Below are 18,110 nucleotides of genomic sequence, written 5' to 3'. Positions count from 1 at the left end.
TCACCCGCTCTGTCAGCGGCTTGAGCCCTCGCCGCCCGCCTGTTCGTTAGCGCTCAGATCCGTATTGCCATCCCAGCCGCCACCCAACGCGGCAATTAACTGCACGCTGGCAATTAAACGACTTTGCAGCAAATTGAGCACACTGCGCTCAGTGCTCAGTGCAGTTGTTTGTACGCTGACCACATCCAGATAGGCAATTAACCCGGCTTTGTACTGGTTGCTGGTCAAGCGCAACGATTCGCGCGCCGATTCCAGCGCTTGCTCCTGGACTACCGACTCATCGCCCAAAACCTTCAACTGCACCAGGTAGTTTTCCACTTCACGGAAACCATCCAGCACGGTCTGTCGGTATTTAGCGACGGTTTGATCATAAATCGCCTCATTGCGGTCGACTTCCGCCGAACGCTGCCCCCCGTCGAACAAGGTCATGGCCAGTTTGGGGCCCACCGACCAAAAACGGTTGGGCACGCTGATCCAGTCTTCATAGGTACTGCTGCTGTACCCACCCGAGAGGCTCAGGCTCAAGTCCGGGTAGTAAGCGGCCTTAGCCACACCAATGTTGGCGTTGGCTGCGATGATCGAGCGTTCGGCAGAAGCGATGTCCGGGCGTCGTTCTAATAGTTGCGACGGCAAGCTCACCGGAATTTGCGGCAGTGTTGGAATCGCCTTGGTTTCAGCCAGGTTAAACCCTGCGGGGGCTTGCCCTGTGAGCACAGCAATGGCGTTTTCAAATTGTGCGCGCTGCCAGATCAGGTCAATCAGGCTGGCTTGTGTGTTGCGCAGTTGGGTTTGTGCCTGAGCGACAGCGTCCTTGCCGGAAATCCCGGCGCGGTACTGGTTTTCGCTCATTTTCAGTGACCGCTGATAAGCCTCGACGGTGGCCTCCAGCAAACGTTTTTGCTCATCTATCACCCGCAGTTGCAGATAGTTCTGCACCAGCTCTGACTGCTGACTAAGGCGCATGGCTGCCAGATCGGCCAAGCTGGCCTCGGCACTGGCTTCGTCAGCCTCCAGCCCACGGCGTAACTTGCCCCAGATATCAGCCTCCCAGCTCACGCCGAGTTGCGCGTTGTAAGTGTCGCGGATGCCACTGCTGGAACTGCTGAGGCTTGAGCTGCTGCTGCCGGTGCCTTGGCTGGAGCGGGTTTTACCCACATTCAAATCAACACTCGGGTAAAAATCGCCTCGCGCACTGCGCACCAACGCTTGTGCCTGACGGTATTGCGCCTCGGACTGAGCAATGCTCTGGTTGGCGCTGTTAAGTCGCTCAACCAACGCATTGAGCTGTTGATCACCGTACAACTCCCACCATGCACCACGCGCTAATGAGTCACTGGGGTTAGCCTGACTCCAGCCTGCGGCTTGTTTGTACTGCACTTGCGAGGCTGTTTCGGGCCGCTGATAGTCCGGCCCGATGGCACACGCGCTGAGCACCAAGCCTGAAAAAATCAGGCCCAGCAAGCGCGAGCCACGCGCCAGTGCCCAACGTTGGGACGACAGTGCCGGGGCGAGGTTAAGCAAACGAAGGGTCATAGCGGAGTTTCCAGAGCAGCATCAGTGCGTACGCCGCGCCATTTATTGAACCGATGGCGCGCACGATCGAGATAGAGGTAAACCACCGGGGTGGTGTAGAGGGTCAGGATTTGGCTGAAGATCAACCCGCCAATAATGGTCAGGCCCAATGGTTGACGCATTTCTGCGCCCTCGGCATTGCTCAGCATCAATGGCAAGGCCCCTAAAATGGCCGCCAGCGTGGTCATCAGAATCGGCCGCAAACGCTGCAAGCAGGCACTGCGAATCGACTCATCCGGGCTCATGCCCCCGTGTCGCTCGAGCTGCAAGGCAAGGTCGATCATCAAAATTGCGTTCTTTTTCACCACGCCAATCAACAAGAACAAGCCCAGCAGTGAAATCAGACTGAACTCACCCCCCGTCAGGTAAATGCTCAACAAGGCCCCTACACCCGCGGAAGGCAGGGTTGAAAGAATCGTCAGCGGATGAATGTAACTCTCGTAGAGAATCCCCAGCACCAAATACACCGCCACCAGCGCGCCCAAAATCATGAATGGCTGACTCTTTTGCGTTGCAGCAAAGGCGTCACCGGTGCCGGCCATTTTCGCGATGACCTCTTCGGGCAAGCCCAGCTTGGCAATGGCGCGCTCAATCGCAGCCGTACCCTGCTCCGCCGAAACCCCTGGGGCCATGTCGAACGAAATGGTTTCTGAAGCAAACTGACCTTCGTGCTCCACCCGGTCGTCTTGCAGACTGTTCTCATAGTGCGCAATGGACGACAACGGAATGCGCTGGCCGTCTGCTGTAATCACCTGCACCTGATTCAGGGTTTCAGGGTCTTGGGCGTACTTGGGATTGACCTCCATCACGACCTGATATTGGTTCAAGCTGTCGTAGATGGTTGAGATCTGACGCTGACTGTAGGCGTTATTGAGCACCGCTGTGACCATGTCCATATCCACGCCTAAACGCTTGGCCGCATCACGGTCAACCACCAGCGTGACCTGTTGCGCGCCGCGCCCTTCTCGGGCGTCAATGGCGGTCAGTTCAGGCAACGCCTTAAACGCTTCGACGACTTTGGGATACCAGGTGCGCAACTCATTAAGATCGCCACTTTGCAGAATGTACGAGTACTGGGAACTGGTTTGCTCGCGCCCGCCGCCAAACTGCAAATCCTGATCGGCCATCAACATCAGGCGCCCGCCTGGCACTTTTGGCATGTTTTCACGCAAGCGCTCAATGACTTTTTGCGCCGAAATTTTGCGTTCAGTGATGGGTTTGAGCCTTACGATCATCACTGCGTTGTTAGTGCCGCCATTGCCGCCAATAAACCCTGCAACGCTGTCCACTGCGGGGTCAGCCAGCACCGCTTTGCGAAAGATTTCCATCTTGGGCTGCATGACAGTGAACGACAGACCATCGTCGCCGCGCACAAAACCGATCAGTTGCCCGGTGTCCTGCTGCGGCATAAAGGTTTTGGGCACCACGATATACAACGCCACGTTGACCCCAATGGTCACCAACAGGCTGAGCAGCGTCAGGCGCTTGTGGCGTAACACCCAATCCAGACTGCGTGCATAGCCTTTGACCATGCGCTCGTTAAGGCGCTGGCTCCAGCGCTGCATGGCGTTTTCAGTGCCCGGCACATGCGGCTTAAGCCAACGGGCGCAGAGCATCGGGGTGAGCGTTAGCGACACCACCAACGACACCACGATTGAGCCCGCCAACGTAATCGAGAACTCACGAAACAGGCTTTCGATAATCCCGCCCATAAACAGGATCGACAAAAACACAGCTACCAACGAAACGTTCATCGAGAGCAAGGTAAAGCCGACTTCCTTGGCCCCCAGATACGCAGCTTTCATGGGCTCCATGCCATCGTCGATATGCCGTGAAATGTTCTCCAGCACCACGATGGCATCGTCCACCACCAGCCCGGTGGCCAAAATCAAGGCCATCAGCGACAGGTTGTTCAGCGAAAACCCATACAAGTACATGATGGCGAAGGTGCCCACCAACGACACCGGCACTGCGAGCGTGGGAATCAACGAGGCGCGAAAGTTACCCAAAAACAGAAACACCACCAAAATCACCAGTGCCACTGCTATCAGCAAGGTCATTTCTGCTTCGTGCAAGGTGGCCTTGATCACCGGCGAGCGATCCATCGCCAGGTTCAATTTGACGCTAGCGGGCAATACCGCCTGCAACGCCGGCAATTGAGCCTTGATCGCATTGACGGTCTCAATGATGTTGGCCCCGGCCTGGCGGTTGACCACCAGCAAGACCGCCGCATCGTTGTTGAAAAAACCACTGTTGTAGCGGTCTTCAACGCTGTCCTGAACCTTGGCCACATGGCTCAGGCGCAGCGCCGCACCATCCTGATAGCGAATGATCAGGGGCTCGTAATCCTTGGCTTTTTCCAACTGGTCATTGGCCTGAATCTGCCAGTTTCGATCGCCATCTGAAACAGCACCTTTAGGCCGACGCACATTGGCGCTGGCAATGGTGCTGCGTACATCATCCAACGCCACACCGTATTGGTTGAGCAACTGCGGCTCCAACTCAATACGCACCGCAGGCAGCGAACTGCCGCCAATCTGGACTTCACCCACCCCCGGCACCTGCGACAGGCTTTGCGAAAGGATGGTCGACGCCAAGTCATACAGCTCACCCTTGGCCAGCACATCAGAGGTCAGCGATAGCACCATGATCGGTGCTTGCGACGGGTTGACCTTTTTATAGGTCGGCATGCTGCGCATGCCGCTGGGCAGCAAGTTGCGCGAGGCATTGATCGCTGCTTGCACCTCACGGGCAGCGCCATTGATGTCGCGGTCTTGGTCAAATTGCAGGATCACTCGCGTCGAGCCCTGGCTCGACCGGCTGCTCATGGTGTTAACCCCGGCAATCGCACCGAACGAGCGCTCCAGCGGTGTGGCGACTGTGGAGGCCATCACCTCTGGGCTTGCGCCCGGCAAACTGGCCGAGACCACAATTACGGGGAAATCCATCTGTGGCAGAGGCGATACGGGCAATAACCCAAAACTCACTCCGCCCAGCAACATAATTGCCAGACTGAGCAACATGGTGGCTACCGGTCGCCGGATAAAGGGGCCGGACAAGTTCATACCGACGCCTGCTCGGCCTTGGCCGCATCACCACGCCAGCGGCGCCCCAAACGATCGAAGTACAGGTAAATCACCGGGGTGGTGAACAACGTCAGCACTTGGCTCACCAACAAACCACCCACCATCACCAAACCCAACGGCTGGCGCAGTTCCGCACCAGACCCCGTGGCCAGCATCAAAGGCACAGCACCGAACAACGCCGCCAAGGTGGTCATCAAAATGGGACGGAAGCGCAGCAGCGCCGCTTGGTAGATAGCTTGCTCCGGGGCCATGCCTTGGTTGCGCTCAGCATCAAGGGCAAAGTCGATCATCATGATGGCGTTCTTCTTCACGATGCCGATCAACAAGATGATGCCGATGATGGCAATCATGCCCAAGTCATTGCCGCTAAGAATCAACGCCAGCAATGCACCGACCGCCGCTGAGGGCAAGGTCGAGAGGATGGTAATGGGGTGGATGTAACTCTCGTACAGCACACCCAGCACGATGTACATGGTTACAACCGCCGCCAGAATCAGCAGCAAGGTGCTGGACAGCGACGCCTGAAACGCCTGCGCGGCGCCCTGGAACTCAGTGCGCACCCCCACCGGCATACCGATGTCTTTTTGCACTTGGTCAATCAACTCAACCGCTTCGCCCAGCGCCACACCGGGAGCCAGGTTGAACGAGACCATGACCGACGGAAACTGCCCAATGTGAGAAATCGACAACTGCGCCTGACGTTCTTCAACCTTGGCCAGGCTGGACAGGCGAACCTGACCGCCATCGGTGGTTTTGACGTGGATTTGATCCAGCGCTTGCGGGCCGATTTTTTCGCCATCCTTGGCCTGCAATACCACACGGTACTGGCTGGCCTGCGTGTAAATGGTCGAGATTTGGCGCTGACCAAAGGCGTCGTACAGCGCATCGGTAATGTTGGCCACTGACACCCCAAGCCGCGATGCCGCGTCGCGGTCAATCACCAGATACACCTGCAAACCCTTGTCTTGCAGGTCACTGGCTACGTCGGTCAACTCAGGCTGATTGGACAGTGCCGTCACCAGTTTTTGGCTCCAGGTGCTGAGCATCTCGGCGTCAGGTGACGACAAACTGAACTGGTACTGGGTGCGACTCACCCGATCCTCAATGGTCAAGTCCTGCACCGGCTGCATAAACAGACGAATACCCATCAACTGGTCAAGTTGCGGTTGCAGCCGTGCAATCACGTCGGTGGCACTGTCACTGCGTTCGCTATGGGGCTTGAGGTTGATCAGCATGCGTCCGCTGTTCAACGTCGCGTTATCACCGTCTACACCGATATAGGAAGACAGGCTCTCGACATCCGGGTCTTGCAGGATAATTTTGCCCAGCTCCTGCTGACGCTGGCTCATTGCACTGAATGAGATCGACTGCGGGGCCTCGGAAATCCCCTGAATGACCCCGGTGTCCTGCACCGGGAAGAACCCCTTGGGCACCACCATGTACAGAAACACCGTCAGCGCTAACGTGCCAATGGCCACCAACAAGGTCAGCGGCTGGTGCTTGAGCACCCACTGCAACATGCGAGCGTATTGGGCGATCATCCAGTCAATAAAGGCACCGCTGGCCCGGTAGAAACGCCCTTGCTCTGCCTCTTTGGGCTCTGGCTTGAGCAAACGGGCACACATCATTGGCGTCAGAGTCAGAGACACCACCAGCGAAATCAGAATGGCCACAGCCAACGTAATCGCAAACTCGCGGAACAGCCGCCCCACCACATCAGCCATAAACAGCAATGGAATCAGCACCGCAATCAGCGACAACGTCAGCGAAATCAAGGTAAAGCCTATCTGCTTGGCCCCCTTGAGCGCCGCTTGCATCGGGCTATCGCCTTCCTCGATATAACGCGAAATGTTTTCCAGCATCACGATGGCGTCATCGACCACAAAACCAGTGGCAATGGTCAACGCCATCAGCGTCAAGTTGTTGATCGAAAAACCGGCCAAGTACATCACACCAAACGTGCCCACCAGTGACAACGGTACGGCAATGGAGGGAATGAGGGTTGCACTGGCGCGGCGCAAAAACAGAAACGTGACCATGACCACCAAGGCAATGGCGATCAGCAATTCGTGCTGCACATCACGCACCGAAGCGCGGATGGTTTGAGTGCGGTCGGTCAGTACGGTGACATCAATCCCGGCGGGCAAATTGTCGGTAATGCTCGGCAATAGCGCCTTGATCCGGTCAACCACTTCAATCACGTTGGCACCGGGCTGTCGCTGAATGTTCAGCAGCACGGCCTGGTTTTCATTGGCCCAAGCCGCCAAACGCTCGTTCTCAGCGCCATCGACAATTTCAGCCACATCCTTGAGGCGCAACGGCGCGCCGTTGTTGTAGGCGAGAATCAGCTCGGCGTATTCCTGCGGTGTTTTTAGCTGATCGTTGGCGTCGAGCATCGACACTCGGGTCGGGCCGTCAAAGTTACCCTTGGGCTGATTGACGTTGGAGGCACCGATCAGGGTGCGAACATCCGCCAGATTCAGGCCGTTGGCGGCCAACGCCTCCGGGTTGACCTTGATGCGCACCGCCTGACGTTGCCCGCCTGCAATGCTGACCATGCCGACGCCGCTGATCTGGGCAATTTTTTGCGCCATGCGGGTGTCGACCAAATCATTGAGCTTGGGCAGCAGCAATGTCTTGGAGGTGATCGCCAATGTCAGTACAGGCGTGTCCGCCGGGTTGACCTTGTTGTACACCGGCGGCGCAGGCAAATCGTTGGGCAACAGGTTGCTGGCGGCATTGATCGCGGCCTGCACCTGCTGCTCGGCGACATCCATGTTGATGTCCAGGTTAAAGCGCAACGTCAGCACCGATGCCCCGCCTGAGCTGGTCGACGCCATTTGCGTCAGGCCGGGCATTTGCCCGAACTGGCGCTCAAGTGGCGCCGTCACTGCGCTGGTCATAACGTCCGGGCTTGCGCCGGGATACAGCGTCAGCACCCGTATGGTCGGGTAATCAACCTGAGGTAAAGCCGAAACCGGCAACATGCGATAAGCGATGACCCCGGACAACACGATGGCCAGCATGCACAGCGTGGTTGCCACCGGGCGCAGGATGAACAGCCGCGACAGATTCATTCGTGAGCCTTGGTCTTGCGATTAGCAGGAGCAGTTTCGGAAACTTCACCGCCTTGCAACTGCGTAGCCGGGGTTTGCGGTACCTCAACGCTGTCATTAACCACTTCAACTGCGCCGCCATCTCGCAGACGGTCAGTGCCTTCAAGCACCACGCGATCACCGGGCGTCAAACCCTCTTCGATCACACTCACATCACCGTCGGTGGCACCAACCTTGATGCTGCGAATTTTGACTTTGTTATCACCGTCCATTGCATACACGAACGAACCATTGGTACCGAACTGAATGGCCGCTGAAGGGGCAAGAATCACGTCTTTGAGGGTGTCCGCCAGCAAACGCACGTTCACAAACTGGTTGGGAAACAGGCTTTGATCGCGGTTCTCGAACAGCGCCTTGAATTTCAAGGTGCCGGTGGTGATGTCGATCTGGTTATCAATACTGCTTAGCACGCCGACTGCCAGCTCTTTGCGATCGCCACGGTCCCACGCCTGTACGGGCAGTTTCGCACCGCTTCGGTAGCGGGCAATCACCAACGGAAGGTCGTTTTCGGGCAGCGTGAAGCTGACCACAATCGGCTCAGTCTGGGTAATAACCACCAATGCGGTGGTGTCGTTAGCGGCCACAAGATTGCCCACGTCCAGTTGACGCAAGCCAACACGCCCACTGATCGGTGCGCGAATTTTGGTGAATTCAAGGTTCAACTTGGCGTCGTTAACTGCCGCCTGATTGGTTTTGACCGTGCCCTGATATTGGCTGACCAGCGCTTCGGCAGTGTCCAGCGTTTGCTTGGCAATACTGTCTTCGGCGTACAAACCGCGATAACGCTGCACATCAACCTGAGCGTTTTTCAGTTGGGCCTGATTCTGCAACAACGTGCCTTCTGCTTGCAGCAGCGCATTTTGATAGCTGCGCGGGTCGATCTCAGCCAGCAAGTCACCCGCTTTGACCATCTGCCCTTCCTTGAAGTAGACCTTGACCAACTCACCTGCGACTCGGCTGCGCACATTGATCGTATTGAGCGCTGTCACAGTGCCCAATGCTTTGTAATACACCGGAAAATCCCCGCGCGTCACGTCTGACACTCTAACCGGCACAGGCAGCGTGGAGCCGCCAAAGCCCGGGCGCATGGCGCCTGACTTGCTGGTATGCCCGGCAGGCTGGGTATCCGAGGCTTTTTTCGCACTGGACGGCCACAACCACCAGCACAGTGCCAGCACGATCAACAGAACCAATAGGCCAAACAGCCAGCGACGAGATTTGTGTGAAACAGAGGATTGCATGGAGTGATCAACCATTGGGCGCGAGCGCTTATTATCAGGAGGCTGAAAGATAAGCAGTGTCAGCCTGTAAGAAAAGGCTCTTTACTGGCAATTTACGTTAGCAAGCCGTCTAGAGCCTGCTTGATACCGAAAATCCGGTAAGCGATAACTTTTTGTCGCCGCATACAAAAACGGCCTGGACAAGGCCAGACCGTTTTTGAATGGCTGCGCGACTTACTTCAAAACAGCCAAGACTGCTTCGTAGTTAGGCTCTTCAGCGATTTCTTTAACCAGCTCGCTGTGCAGCACGTTGTCGTTTTCATCCAACACGACTACCGCACGCGCCGTCAGACCTGCCAGCGGACCATCCGCAATGGCAACGCCGTAGTTTTCGATGAACTCGCGGCCACGCAAAGTCGACAGGTTCTGAACGTTTTCCAGACCTTCTGCACCGCAGAAGCGAGCTTGAGCAAATGGCAGGTCAGCCGAGATGCACAGTACAACGGTGTTTTCGAGCTGGCTGGCCTGCTCGTTGAACTTACGCACAGAGGTCGCGCAGGTTGGCGTGTCAACGCTTGGGAAGATGTTCAACACTTTGCGCTTGCCGGCAAAGCTGGCCAGCGTTACATCGGACAAATTACCGGCTACCAGCGAAAACGCAGGTGCCTTGGCGCCTGTTTTTGGCAGTTCGCCATTGACTTGAACAGGGTTGCCTTTAAGCGTCACTTGAGCCATGAACAATGTCCTTCTTAACGGTTTTTGAAGAGGCCGAAGTTAAACACGAAACGAGCGGGCGACCTACGCCCCCGAGCCTAAATTCTCAGAGACTACGTAACAAATAGGCTATTCCCGGCAAATATCTAATGGCTGCTCACACACGTGGCAATTGCGCCTTCGGGACTCTGCTTTTACTGCGCGCTCCCTAGAGAGTGTGTGTCCCGAGCAAGCCTGAGATCACTAATGACCAGAAAATGCCGTTGCCGCCTCCCATTAGCGAGTAATGGGCGGCGCTGCAAACGCCCTATTTTTTGAGTTTCAGATACGACTGGTGCATGTCAGACGCCCAGCCATCAATCACATTCTTGACATCGTTTGCTGTCATCACTTGGCTGTCATTCTCCAGCGGCTTGCCAGTGCCTTTGCGCACAACCTGCGCCACCACGTCCTGGCTTTGCCCATCAATGAACACTGCTTCTGTCGCCAAGTCCGTTTCCTGATCGCGAATGCCAGTCGCCGTACTTACCGCTGCGGCCACCAGCGCCACCGGAATAATTTCATACGCCTTCAGGCCTTCGGTCTTGCTGCTGACCGCAGTGATAGCCGGGCGCACCACGATTACGCCAGGCCCTGGAGCACTGGCCAGTGGCAACGACTTACTGATCTCACGCTTAAGCGCTTGATCGTAATAGTGGGTGATGCCGTTCAAAGTGCTTTGCGGGATTTTCGCAGTCGGTTGTGGAGCGGGGTAAAACTGACTCGGCTCTATGTAAACACTGGTGTATTTGTTCACATTAAGTTTGGGATCAACCCAGCGCATAACTTCAGCGCCAGAAGGAGACTTGGCCTCTTTGAGGCGGCTGTAATCCTTCAAAAAACCCGAGTACTCATCCGGTTGCGTCACATTACTTGAACACCCCACCACCCCAAGTGAGGCGATACACAACGTACCAATCATTAAGCCAAGCTTCATTCTGTAACTCCTGTTGAAGGCGCAACCGTTAGTACACGGAATTTTAGGTATAGCTAACCCGTAGCAAAACGCAGCGCGGCAAGCATTTTTTAGATACCGATTGTGATCCGGTCGGCAAAGCGCTGAGTGGCAAAACGTAGCCTAATGAAAACAGCTCAGCACTATACAACTTCAGATTAATCATAAAAAAGCAGATCAGTTTTAACTAAAAAGCATTAATTAAGCACTTCTATCTGATCCGTCTAATTTCTGTTTTTCTGAATCTGTTTTGTTTAGCTCAAGCTTTCTACAGTTCAACCTGCGCCAGACCACGAGGCCTGGCAGGACTTTGAACCGTGGAAGACTTGAGCATGAGCACAGCACTAAACGGGCAGGCCTATAACTATAAGGTCGTCCGCCAATTTGCCATCATGACGGTGGTGTGGGGAGTGGTCGGCATGGCCATGGGCGTTTGGATCGCCTCACAGTTGGTGTGGCCAGAAATGAACCTCGACCTGCCGTGGACGACTTTCGGCCGCTTGCGACCGCTACACACCAGCCTGGTTATTTTCGGCTTTGCCGGCAGCGCACAATTTGCCGCCAGTTACTACGCCGTCCAGCGCACCTGCCAAGTGCGATTGTTCTCTGACAAGCTCGCCGCTTTTACCTTCTGGGGTTGGCAATCAGTGATTGTGATCATGCTGGTCACCCTGCCACTGGGCTACACCACCACCAAGGAGTACGCCGAAATTGAATTTACCGGCGCAGTCTGGCTAACGGTGGTTTGGGTGGCGTACGCCATCGTATTTTTCACCACCGTGGTAAAGCGCAAAACGGCTCATATCTACGTGGGCAACTGGTTTTTCGGCGCGTTTATTCTCGTGATCGCCATGCTGCACGTGGTCAACCACTTGGCGATTCCAGTGGACTGGTTCAAGTCTTACCCCGTGTACGCGGGAGCTACCGATGCAATGGTGCAATGGTGGTACGGGCATAACGCCGTAGGGTTTTTCCTGACGACGGGCTTCCTCGGGATGATGTACTACTTCGTGCCCAAACAAGTCGGCAAACCTATTTACTCTTATCGCCTGTCCATCGTGCATTTTTGGGCGCTGATCACCCTATACATCTGGGCCGGGCCGCACCACTTGCACTACACAGCTTTGCCGGACTGGGCACAGTCGCTGGGCATGGCAATGTCGATCATCCTGCTGGCGCCGAGCTGGGGCGGCATGATCAACGGCATGATGACCCTGTCGGGGGCGTGGCATAAATTACGCACTGACCCGATCCTGCGCTTTTTGGTGTTGTCGCTGGCGTTCTACGGCATGTCGACCTTTGAAGGCCCGATGATGGCAATCAAGACCGTCAACGCCCTCTCACACTACACCGACTGGACCATCGGCCACGTTCACGCGGGCGCATTGGGCTGGGTGGCAATGATCACCTTCGGGGCGCTGTATCACATGATCCCGAAAATCTTCGGCCGCGAGCAGATGTACAGCACCACGCTAATCAACCTGCACTTCTGGCTGGCAACCATCGGCACCGTGCTCTACATCGCCTCAATGTGGGTCAACGGTATTACCCAAGGCCTGATGTGGCGCGCAATCAACGATGACGGCACCTTGACCTACTCGTTTGTCGAGTCGCTACAAGCCAGCCATCCAGGGTTTGTTGTGCGCTTAGTAGGTGGCGTGTTCTTCCTCAGCGGCATGCTGCTGATGTCTTACAACGTATGGCGCACTGTCCGAGTGGCCGACCTCAAACAAGCCACACTCAGCGCGCAAATCGCCTGATCACAACCAAGCGCAAGCCTAAGGCTTGCGCTTGGGTCAGCAAGGAGCCCCTAAACATGTACGAAATAGCGCTAAACACGATCGCTGTTTTAAGCCTCTACTGTGCAATCAATGGATGCTTGAAGCATAAAACCGAAAACGACATTGACGAGGCCAGCTTGATTCCCTTCGCTGACGACCCAGAAGTGGCCCGCAGGGTCGAACAGGCAACCGGCAAAAAGATCAACGCCGTGCAGATGAGCGATACCCCAGTACGTAAGGCTAGGTGGGACACGCTGGATATCTGAGGCAAAACGCTCTGCGACAGTAAACGTGGCCCGTACCCGCACAGATTTAATCGCAGCATTAGTTGCACAATGAGCGTCTTGAGCGGCATGCTGCCAGACCTGACGTTCAGCGAACTTTTGCTCGACTACGCACTCAATCTGTACACGCCATTAATACCTTTCCGACAGAGCACGCTCATGACTTCCAAGCTGGAACAACTCAAGCAGTTCACCACCGTGGTTGCAGACACCGGCGACCTCGACGCGATTACCCGCCTCAAACCCGTTGATGCTACAACCAACCCGTCCCTGCTGCTCAAAGCAGCTGCAATGCCGGGTTACACCGAGTTGCTGAAAAACGCGATCAGCCACGCAAAAGGTGATGTTGGCCTGGCCTGCGATCACTTCGCGGTGTCTGTGGGTAGCGGTATCTTGAAGGTCATTCCGGGCCGAATTTCGACAGAAGTCGACGCTCGCTTGTCATTCGACGAACCTGCCCTGCTGCAAAAAGCCAATCAATTGATTGAGCTGTACGACAAAGCTGGCGTAGGCCGTGATCGAGTACTGATCAAACTCGCCTCCACTTGGGAAGGCATTCGCGCAGCTGAAAAGCTAGAGAAAGCCGGTATTCAAACCAACCTGACGTTGCTGTTCTCATTTGCACAAGCCGCAGCTTGCGCTGATGCCGGGGTGTTCTTGATTTCACCGTTCGTGGGCCGGATTTACGACTGGTACAAGAAGTCCACTGGCATTGACTACGTAGGCGCTGATGATCCGGGCGTGCAGTCCGTGACCCGCATCTACAACTACTACAAGACCAACGACTACAACACCGTGGTCATGGGCGCGAGTTTCCGTAACCTCAACCAAATCGAGCAACTGGCAGGCTGTGATCGCCTGACCATTAGCCCTGACCTGCTGGAAAAACTGGCGCAAGAACAGGGCCCGCTGGAACGCAAATTGAGCCCGGGCAACGGCGGCGAGCCACGCCTGATTCTTAATGAAGCGCAGTTCCGTTGGGCGTCCAATGAAGATGCGATGGCCACCGAAAAACTGGCCGAAGGCATTCGTCAATTTGCCCGCGACCAAGAGAAACTTGAGGCATTGTTGTCGGGCAAATAACCCGTAACCTGCTGTAGGAACGAGCTTGCTCGCGAAAGACTTCAACGATTAACGCGTGTTTACTGAACAAATACCGTGATCGTGAGCACTTCGTGAGCAAGCTCGCGCCTACAGCCTGGCCTTAAGTGAACAGCATGGGGCCTAGTGCCGGCCTTTGATCAACTCACTGCAATAGGCCTCAACCCCCGCTTCGAGCCCCAACATTGGCTCGCTATAACCGGCTTCGCGCAGCCGGGTCAAGTCGGCGCAGGTGTACACCTGATATTTGCCTTTGAGCGTCTCAGGGAAATCACAGTAACGCAGCACCCCTTCAATCATTGCCGCTTCCAACGTCAGCGGCGGTCGACGCTCGGCAACACGCAGGCTATTGATCACAGCCAGAGCCAGGTCATTAAACGACCGCGCCCGCCCCGTGCCCACGTTGAAAATGCCACCGGTCTGCGGATGATCCAGCCAGTGAAGATTGACCTTGACCACATCATCCACCGACACAAAATCACGAAGATGCCCGCCCGCCGGATAATCGCCGTACTCGCCATACAGCTCAACGTGACCATGCTCGTGGTATTGATTGAAACAGTGCCAGACCATCGACGCCATGCGCCCTTTGTGCTGCTCGCGTGGGCCGTACACATTGAAATAACGCAAGCCAACAACCTGACTACGCGCCTTGGGCAATAGCTGGCGAACACGCTGATCAAACAGGAACTTGGAGTACGCATACACATTCAGCGGCTGCTCGCATTCACGCGCTTCACGAAAGTCGCGATTGGCGCCGTATACCGCGGCCGAAGAGGCATAAATCAACGGGATCGATTGATCCTGACAGGCTTGCAACACATCGCAGCTGTAACGGTAGTTGTTCTGCATCATCAACCGACCGTCTTGCTCGACCGTGCTGGAACACGCACCCTGATGCAGCACAGCACGCACATCACCTAACTGGCGATTGGCAAAAAGCTGTACGAATTCGCGCTTATCTAGGTAATCCGCAATGTCGCAATCAGCCAGATTGCGGCACTTGTCACCTTCAGTCAGATCATCGACCGCAATGATGTTGCGCTCACCACGCAGGTTTAGCGCCCTCACCAGGTTGCTGCCAATAAACCCGGCAGCGCCCGTCACAATGATGTTCATTGCTGACCACCTCCCAAGACATGAACTAACCGTAGCCTATGCCTGTGCAGGTCATCAGTATTGATGCGGATCAACCACTCAAGCTGACGCTCCCCTCACCTGAACCACCGCAGGTTTGGCGAATAGATGTCACTTGGCTGTCGCCGCACAAACGGCGCCAGCCAGCCTTACATCAAGGGATCAGCGAGTAGACCAGTGACGAAATGGCCACCAGACCAATAACGGTGACAAAAGCGTTGGACAGATGACCCGAGTACTTGCGCATCGCCGGTACTCGACGAATCGCGTACATCGGCATCAGGAACAAAATTGCCGCAATCACGGGGCCGCCGAAGCTTTCGATCATTCTCAAAATGCTTGGATTGAGGGTTGCCACTGCCCAGCACACCAGCAACATGAAGGCTGCTGTCATGCGGTCCAGGGTTTTAGCCGCAGGGCGCTTACCGCTTTTGAGTACCAGCCCTTTAAGCCCTTCACTCGCACCGATGTAATGCCCCAAAAATGACTTGGCGATGGCGATAAACGCAATCAGTGGCGCCGCAAAAGCAATGGTCGGGTTACTGAAGTGGTTCGCCAGGTACGACAGGATCGACAGGTTTTGTGCCTTGGCTTCGGCCAGTTGCTCAGGCGACAGCGTGAGCACACAGCTAAAGACGAAGAACAGCACCATCACGACCATCAACAGATGCGCGCGGGACAGGATCTGCGAGCTGCGCACTTCGGCGTTATCGCCATAACGGCGCTTTTGATCAACTGCGAACGCCGAGATGATGGGCGAGTGGTTGAACGAAAAGACCATCACCGGGATCGCCAGCCATAAGGTATGCAACAAAGCCGAAGGCTCAGGCAAAGTAGTGGCCGTCGACAAGATGCCGCCATTCCAGTGCGGGATCAAAAACACGGCCAAAAACAGCAGCGCCACAATAAACGGGTAGACCATCATGCTCATGGCCTTGACGATCACCTGCTCGCCACAGCGCACCACAACCAGCAGGCCGAGGATCAACACCAGCGACAAAATAGCCCTGGGTGGGGGGGTGATACTGAGCTGATTCAACATAAAGCTGCCAACCGTGTTGGTCAGCGCAACGCTGTAAATCAGCAAAATCGGGAAAATCGCTAAGAAGTACAGCAGCGTAATCACGGAGCCCGCTTTAAGGCCGAAATGCTCTTCAACCACATCTGTGATGTCCGAACCTTCTCGCCCTGAGAGCACGAAACGGGTCAAACCACGGTGGGCATAAAACGTCATCGGGAACGCCAGCAGCGCCAAAATCAATAACGGCCAAAAGCCGCCAACCCCGGCGTTGATCGGTAAAAACAATGTACCTGCGCCAATGGCTGTGCCGAACAGGCCCAGCATCCAGGTGGTGTCATGACGGTCCCAGCGACTGAGGGTCGCGGGTGCCGCATCAAAGCGCTCGTCGACGCTATTAGCCTGGTCATTCATCCGGTCGAATCTCCGCTAGCCGGTCATTACCACGCGGCCGGGGCGGACAAAACACACCTTACAGACAACGCCCCAGCCATAAGAAGGGCGCGATTGTCCGGGATTAGACATAAGAAGCAAAGGTTTAGCTGAGCAACGGTGAAAATGATGGCACGTAACAAAGCAATAGTCCGACACCAGTTGATACACTCTTACAGCCCAAATCCCGCTCAAAAGGCCCGCCACCATGACCGTTTTACACCGCACTACCGCGTTGATTGGACTGGCTTTTGCCCTTGCCCTGCCCAGTGCATGGGCTGAACAGCTAATGATTACTTGGCCCGGCGGCTGGGACATTCAGGCAGTGCCGCCCGCTCCCGACAACAGTGGCTTGCGCCAGCGAGCGGTGAAAAACGACACCCACGGAGACCCGCTTATGGTGATGGAGCTGACTCAATCAACGCTCGCGCCTGAGCATCAGGTCAACATGGAAGCCGTGCTGCTGCAAATGCGCAAAATCTTGCAGCAAAATTTTGCCAAAGGTGGCTACCAGAGCGCATGCAATAAAGTTCATAACAGCACCTTGGGCGGGCTTAAAGCGCTGGAGACCACCTGCAAAGTCACCCAAAACGGCAACCATGTTATTACTCAAACGCTGGTGGCGGCGACACAACAAGGTAGCGCTTACGCCCTTTCCTACGCAGGCCCGGTTGAAGGCTACAAAAGTACCGAAGCCGAAGTGCAAGGCATACGCGCCAGCTTGCGTTTGGGCCAGTGAGCCAGGCATTGCAAAATGCACACTCACCCCAACCTGACAAAACTGTCATGTTGCCCTCAGTTGACTGACAGCGCCTGTCGGTCAGGCTGAAGCTTTAATTACGCCAGCCTTTGTGGCTTTCATTTTGAAGAGGAACACGATGAAAACTTCACTGCGCCTTGCCGCGCTTTCGGCCCTGCTGCTGAGTTCACTGGCTCAAGCCGCCGAACAACTGACCATTGATGTGCACCGCGACGCCAACTGCGGCTGCTGCAAAACTTGGATCTCGCACCTGCAAGCCAACGGTTTCAAAGTCAATGACCATGTTGAAGCGGACATGAGCAGCGTCAAGCAGCGCCTTGGTGTTCAGCCACGTCTAGCCTCGTGCCACACCGGCGTCATCAACGGCAAGTTTGTTGAAGGCCATGTGCCCGCCGATCAAGTGGTCGCCCTCACCCGCCGCAGCGACCTCAAGGGCATTGCCGTGCCCGGCATGCCTATCGGCTCACCGGGTATGGAAATGGGCGATCGCAAGGATGCCTACCAAGTCATCGGCTTGCGCAACGATGGCCGCGATGAAGTTGTGGCCGAGTACCCCGGTAACTGAACACCTGCACCCGTCTTAAGTGATACGCGCCCCCTTTCGGGGCGCTTCTGATCGTATGCGTCCTTTTGTCGCACCAAGCCTGTAACCTCGGGCTGGCACCGCGCCACCGTTTTACCGCCAGGCAAAGTCCTTCACTTGGTCGGTTCTTGTCCTACATTCAGCAGCATCTCTCCTACACTCCAAGCTGACGCATTTCGGCGTTCTGCCGTCGCGTTTAATAAACCGAACCTTCTATCGGCCTGACGGGTCAAGTTAGTAGGAGGTAGCTGTTTTGGGTGCATTCCTTGCAGTGCCCTTTTCACCTGCTAAGCCGCCACGCCATTGGTGACT

General features: G+C 55.7%; 13 protein-coding genes. 5 read left to right on the top strand and 8 right to left on the bottom strand.

Annotated features, from left to right (window positions below; all coding sequences use genetic code 11):
• Window positions 1-12: 12 nt before the first annotated feature.
• The 6 genes from ACZRJQ_RS01875 to ACZRJQ_RS01850 form a co-directional block, all read right to left on the bottom strand.
• A complete protein-coding gene (locus ACZRJQ_RS01875) occupies window positions 13-1,533 on the bottom strand; it encodes an efflux transporter outer membrane subunit (RefSeq protein ID WP_463976709.1) in 1,521 nt (506 codons plus the stop codon).
• Entirely contained in the window at window positions 1,530-4,637 is a 3,108-nt protein-coding gene (locus ACZRJQ_RS01870; protein WP_463976708.1) for an efflux RND transporter permease subunit, read from the bottom strand. Before ACZRJQ_RS01870 ends, ACZRJQ_RS01875 begins: the two co-directional genes overlap by 4 nt.
• Window positions 4,634-7,735: an MdtB/MuxB family multidrug efflux RND transporter permease subunit gene (locus ACZRJQ_RS01865; RefSeq protein WP_463976707.1), complete on the bottom strand. Its 3,102-nt coding sequence runs from the start codon at window positions 7,733-7,735 to the stop codon at window positions 4,634-4,636. Before ACZRJQ_RS01865 ends, ACZRJQ_RS01870 begins: the two co-directional genes overlap by 4 nt.
• Window positions 7,732-9,030 carry an MdtA/MuxA family multidrug efflux RND transporter periplasmic adaptor subunit gene (locus ACZRJQ_RS01860; protein WP_463976706.1) on the bottom strand — a complete coding sequence of 433 codons (1,299 nt, stop codon included), beginning with the start codon at window positions 9,028-9,030 and terminating at the stop codon, window positions 7,732-7,734. Before ACZRJQ_RS01860 ends, ACZRJQ_RS01865 begins: the two co-directional genes overlap by 4 nt.
• A gap of 198 nt (window positions 9,031-9,228) precedes the next feature.
• Window positions 9,229-9,729 carry a thiol peroxidase gene (gene tpx / locus ACZRJQ_RS01855; RefSeq protein WP_463976705.1) on the bottom strand — a complete coding sequence of 167 codons (501 nt, stop codon included), beginning with the start codon at window positions 9,727-9,729 and terminating at the stop codon, window positions 9,229-9,231.
• Between the two features lie 286 nt (window positions 9,730-10,015).
• A complete protein-coding gene (locus ACZRJQ_RS01850; RefSeq protein WP_463976704.1) occupies window positions 10,016-10,684 on the bottom strand; it encodes a DUF3313 domain-containing protein in 669 nt (222 codons plus the stop codon).
• A gap of 350 nt (window positions 10,685-11,034) precedes the next feature.
• Here ACZRJQ_RS01850 and ccoN point away from each other — a divergent pair, with 350 nt between their 5' ends.
• The 3 genes from ccoN (at window position 11,035) to tal (ending at window position 13,850) form a co-directional block, all read left to right on the top strand.
• Entirely contained in the window at window positions 11,035-12,462 is a 1,428-nt protein-coding gene (gene ccoN, locus ACZRJQ_RS01845) for a cytochrome-c oxidase, cbb3-type subunit I (protein ID WP_463976703.1), read from the top strand.
• 56 nt (window positions 12,463-12,518) lie between these two features.
• Window positions 12,519-12,749, top strand: a complete 231-nt coding sequence (locus tag ACZRJQ_RS01840) for a hypothetical protein (RefSeq protein WP_463976702.1) — start codon at window positions 12,519-12,521, stop codon at window positions 12,747-12,749.
• 177 nt (window positions 12,750-12,926) lie between these two features.
• A complete protein-coding gene (gene tal, locus ACZRJQ_RS01835; protein WP_463976982.1) occupies window positions 12,927-13,850 on the top strand; it encodes a transaldolase in 924 nt (307 codons plus the stop codon).
• Between the two features lie 141 nt (window positions 13,851-13,991).
• On the opposite strand, the gene rfaD is transcribed toward tal, so the two are convergent.
• Together rfaD and ACZRJQ_RS01825 are read right to left on the bottom strand one after the other, a co-directional pair.
• Entirely contained in the window at window positions 13,992-14,987 is a 996-nt protein-coding gene (rfaD, locus tag ACZRJQ_RS01830; RefSeq protein WP_463976701.1) for an ADP-glyceromanno-heptose 6-epimerase, read from the bottom strand.
• 172 nt (window positions 14,988-15,159) lie between these two features.
• Window positions 15,160-16,437, bottom strand: a complete 1,278-nt coding sequence (locus ACZRJQ_RS01825; protein WP_463976700.1) for a serine/threonine transporter — start codon at window positions 16,435-16,437, stop codon at window positions 15,160-15,162.
• A gap of 226 nt (window positions 16,438-16,663) precedes the next feature.
• Here ACZRJQ_RS01825 and ACZRJQ_RS01820 point away from each other — a divergent pair, with 226 nt between their 5' ends.
• Both ACZRJQ_RS01820 and ACZRJQ_RS01815 read left to right on the top strand, forming a co-directional pair.
• Window positions 16,664-17,194 carry a DUF4946 domain-containing protein gene (locus ACZRJQ_RS01820; RefSeq protein WP_463976699.1) on the top strand — a complete coding sequence of 177 codons (531 nt, stop codon included), beginning with the start codon at window positions 16,664-16,666 and terminating at the stop codon, window positions 17,192-17,194.
• A gap of 139 nt (window positions 17,195-17,333) precedes the next feature.
• Entirely contained in the window at window positions 17,334-17,780 is a 447-nt protein-coding gene (locus ACZRJQ_RS01815) for a DUF411 domain-containing protein (protein WP_463976698.1), read from the top strand.
• Window positions 17,781-18,110 lie beyond the last annotated feature (330 nt).

The organism is Pseudomonas sp. E315 (genome assembly GCF_055406205.1).
This window is presented reverse-complemented; position numbering and strand designations above follow the sequence as displayed.

Bases quoted from the DNA above. Each gene is read 5' to 3' on its own strand.
- ACZRJQ_RS01850 (WP_463976704.1), bottom strand. From the start codon at position 10,684: ATGAAGCTTGGCTTAATGATTGGTACGTTGTGTATCGCCTCACTTGGG.
- tal (WP_463976982.1), top strand. From the start codon at position 12,927: ATGACTTCCAAGCTGGAACAACTCAAGCAGTTCACCACCGTGGTTGCA.
- ACZRJQ_RS01825 (WP_463976700.1), bottom strand. From the start codon at position 16,437: ATGAATGACCAGGCTAATAGCGTCGACGAGCGCTTTGATGCGGCACCC.
- rfaD (WP_463976701.1), bottom strand. From the start codon at position 14,987: ATGAACATCATTGTGACGGGCGCTGCCGGGTTTATTGGCAGCAACCTG.
- ACZRJQ_RS01820 (WP_463976699.1), top strand. From the start codon at position 16,664: ATGACCGTTTTACACCGCACTACCGCGTTGATTGGACTGGCTTTTGCC.
- tpx (WP_463976705.1), bottom strand. From the start codon at position 9,729: ATGGCTCAAGTGACGCTTAAAGGCAACCCTGTTCAAGTCAATGGCGAA.
- ACZRJQ_RS01875 (WP_463976709.1), bottom strand. From the start codon at position 1,533: ATGACCCTTCGTTTGCTTAACCTCGCCCCGGCACTGTCGTCCCAACGT.
- ACZRJQ_RS01815 (WP_463976698.1), top strand. From the start codon at position 17,334: ATGAAAACTTCACTGCGCCTTGCCGCGCTTTCGGCCCTGCTGCTGAGT.
- ccoN (WP_463976703.1), top strand. From the start codon at position 11,035: ATGAGCACAGCACTAAACGGGCAGGCCTATAACTATAAGGTCGTCCGC.
- ACZRJQ_RS01840 (WP_463976702.1), top strand. From the start codon at position 12,519: ATGTACGAAATAGCGCTAAACACGATCGCTGTTTTAAGCCTCTACTGT.
- ACZRJQ_RS01865 (WP_463976707.1), bottom strand. From the start codon at position 7,735: ATGAATCTGTCGCGGCTGTTCATCCTGCGCCCGGTGGCAACCACGCTG.
- ACZRJQ_RS01870 (WP_463976708.1), bottom strand. From the start codon at position 4,637: ATGAACTTGTCCGGCCCCTTTATCCGGCGACCGGTAGCCACCATGTTG.
- ACZRJQ_RS01860 (WP_463976706.1), bottom strand. From the start codon at position 9,030: ATGGTTGATCACTCCATGCAATCCTCTGTTTCACACAAATCTCGTCGC.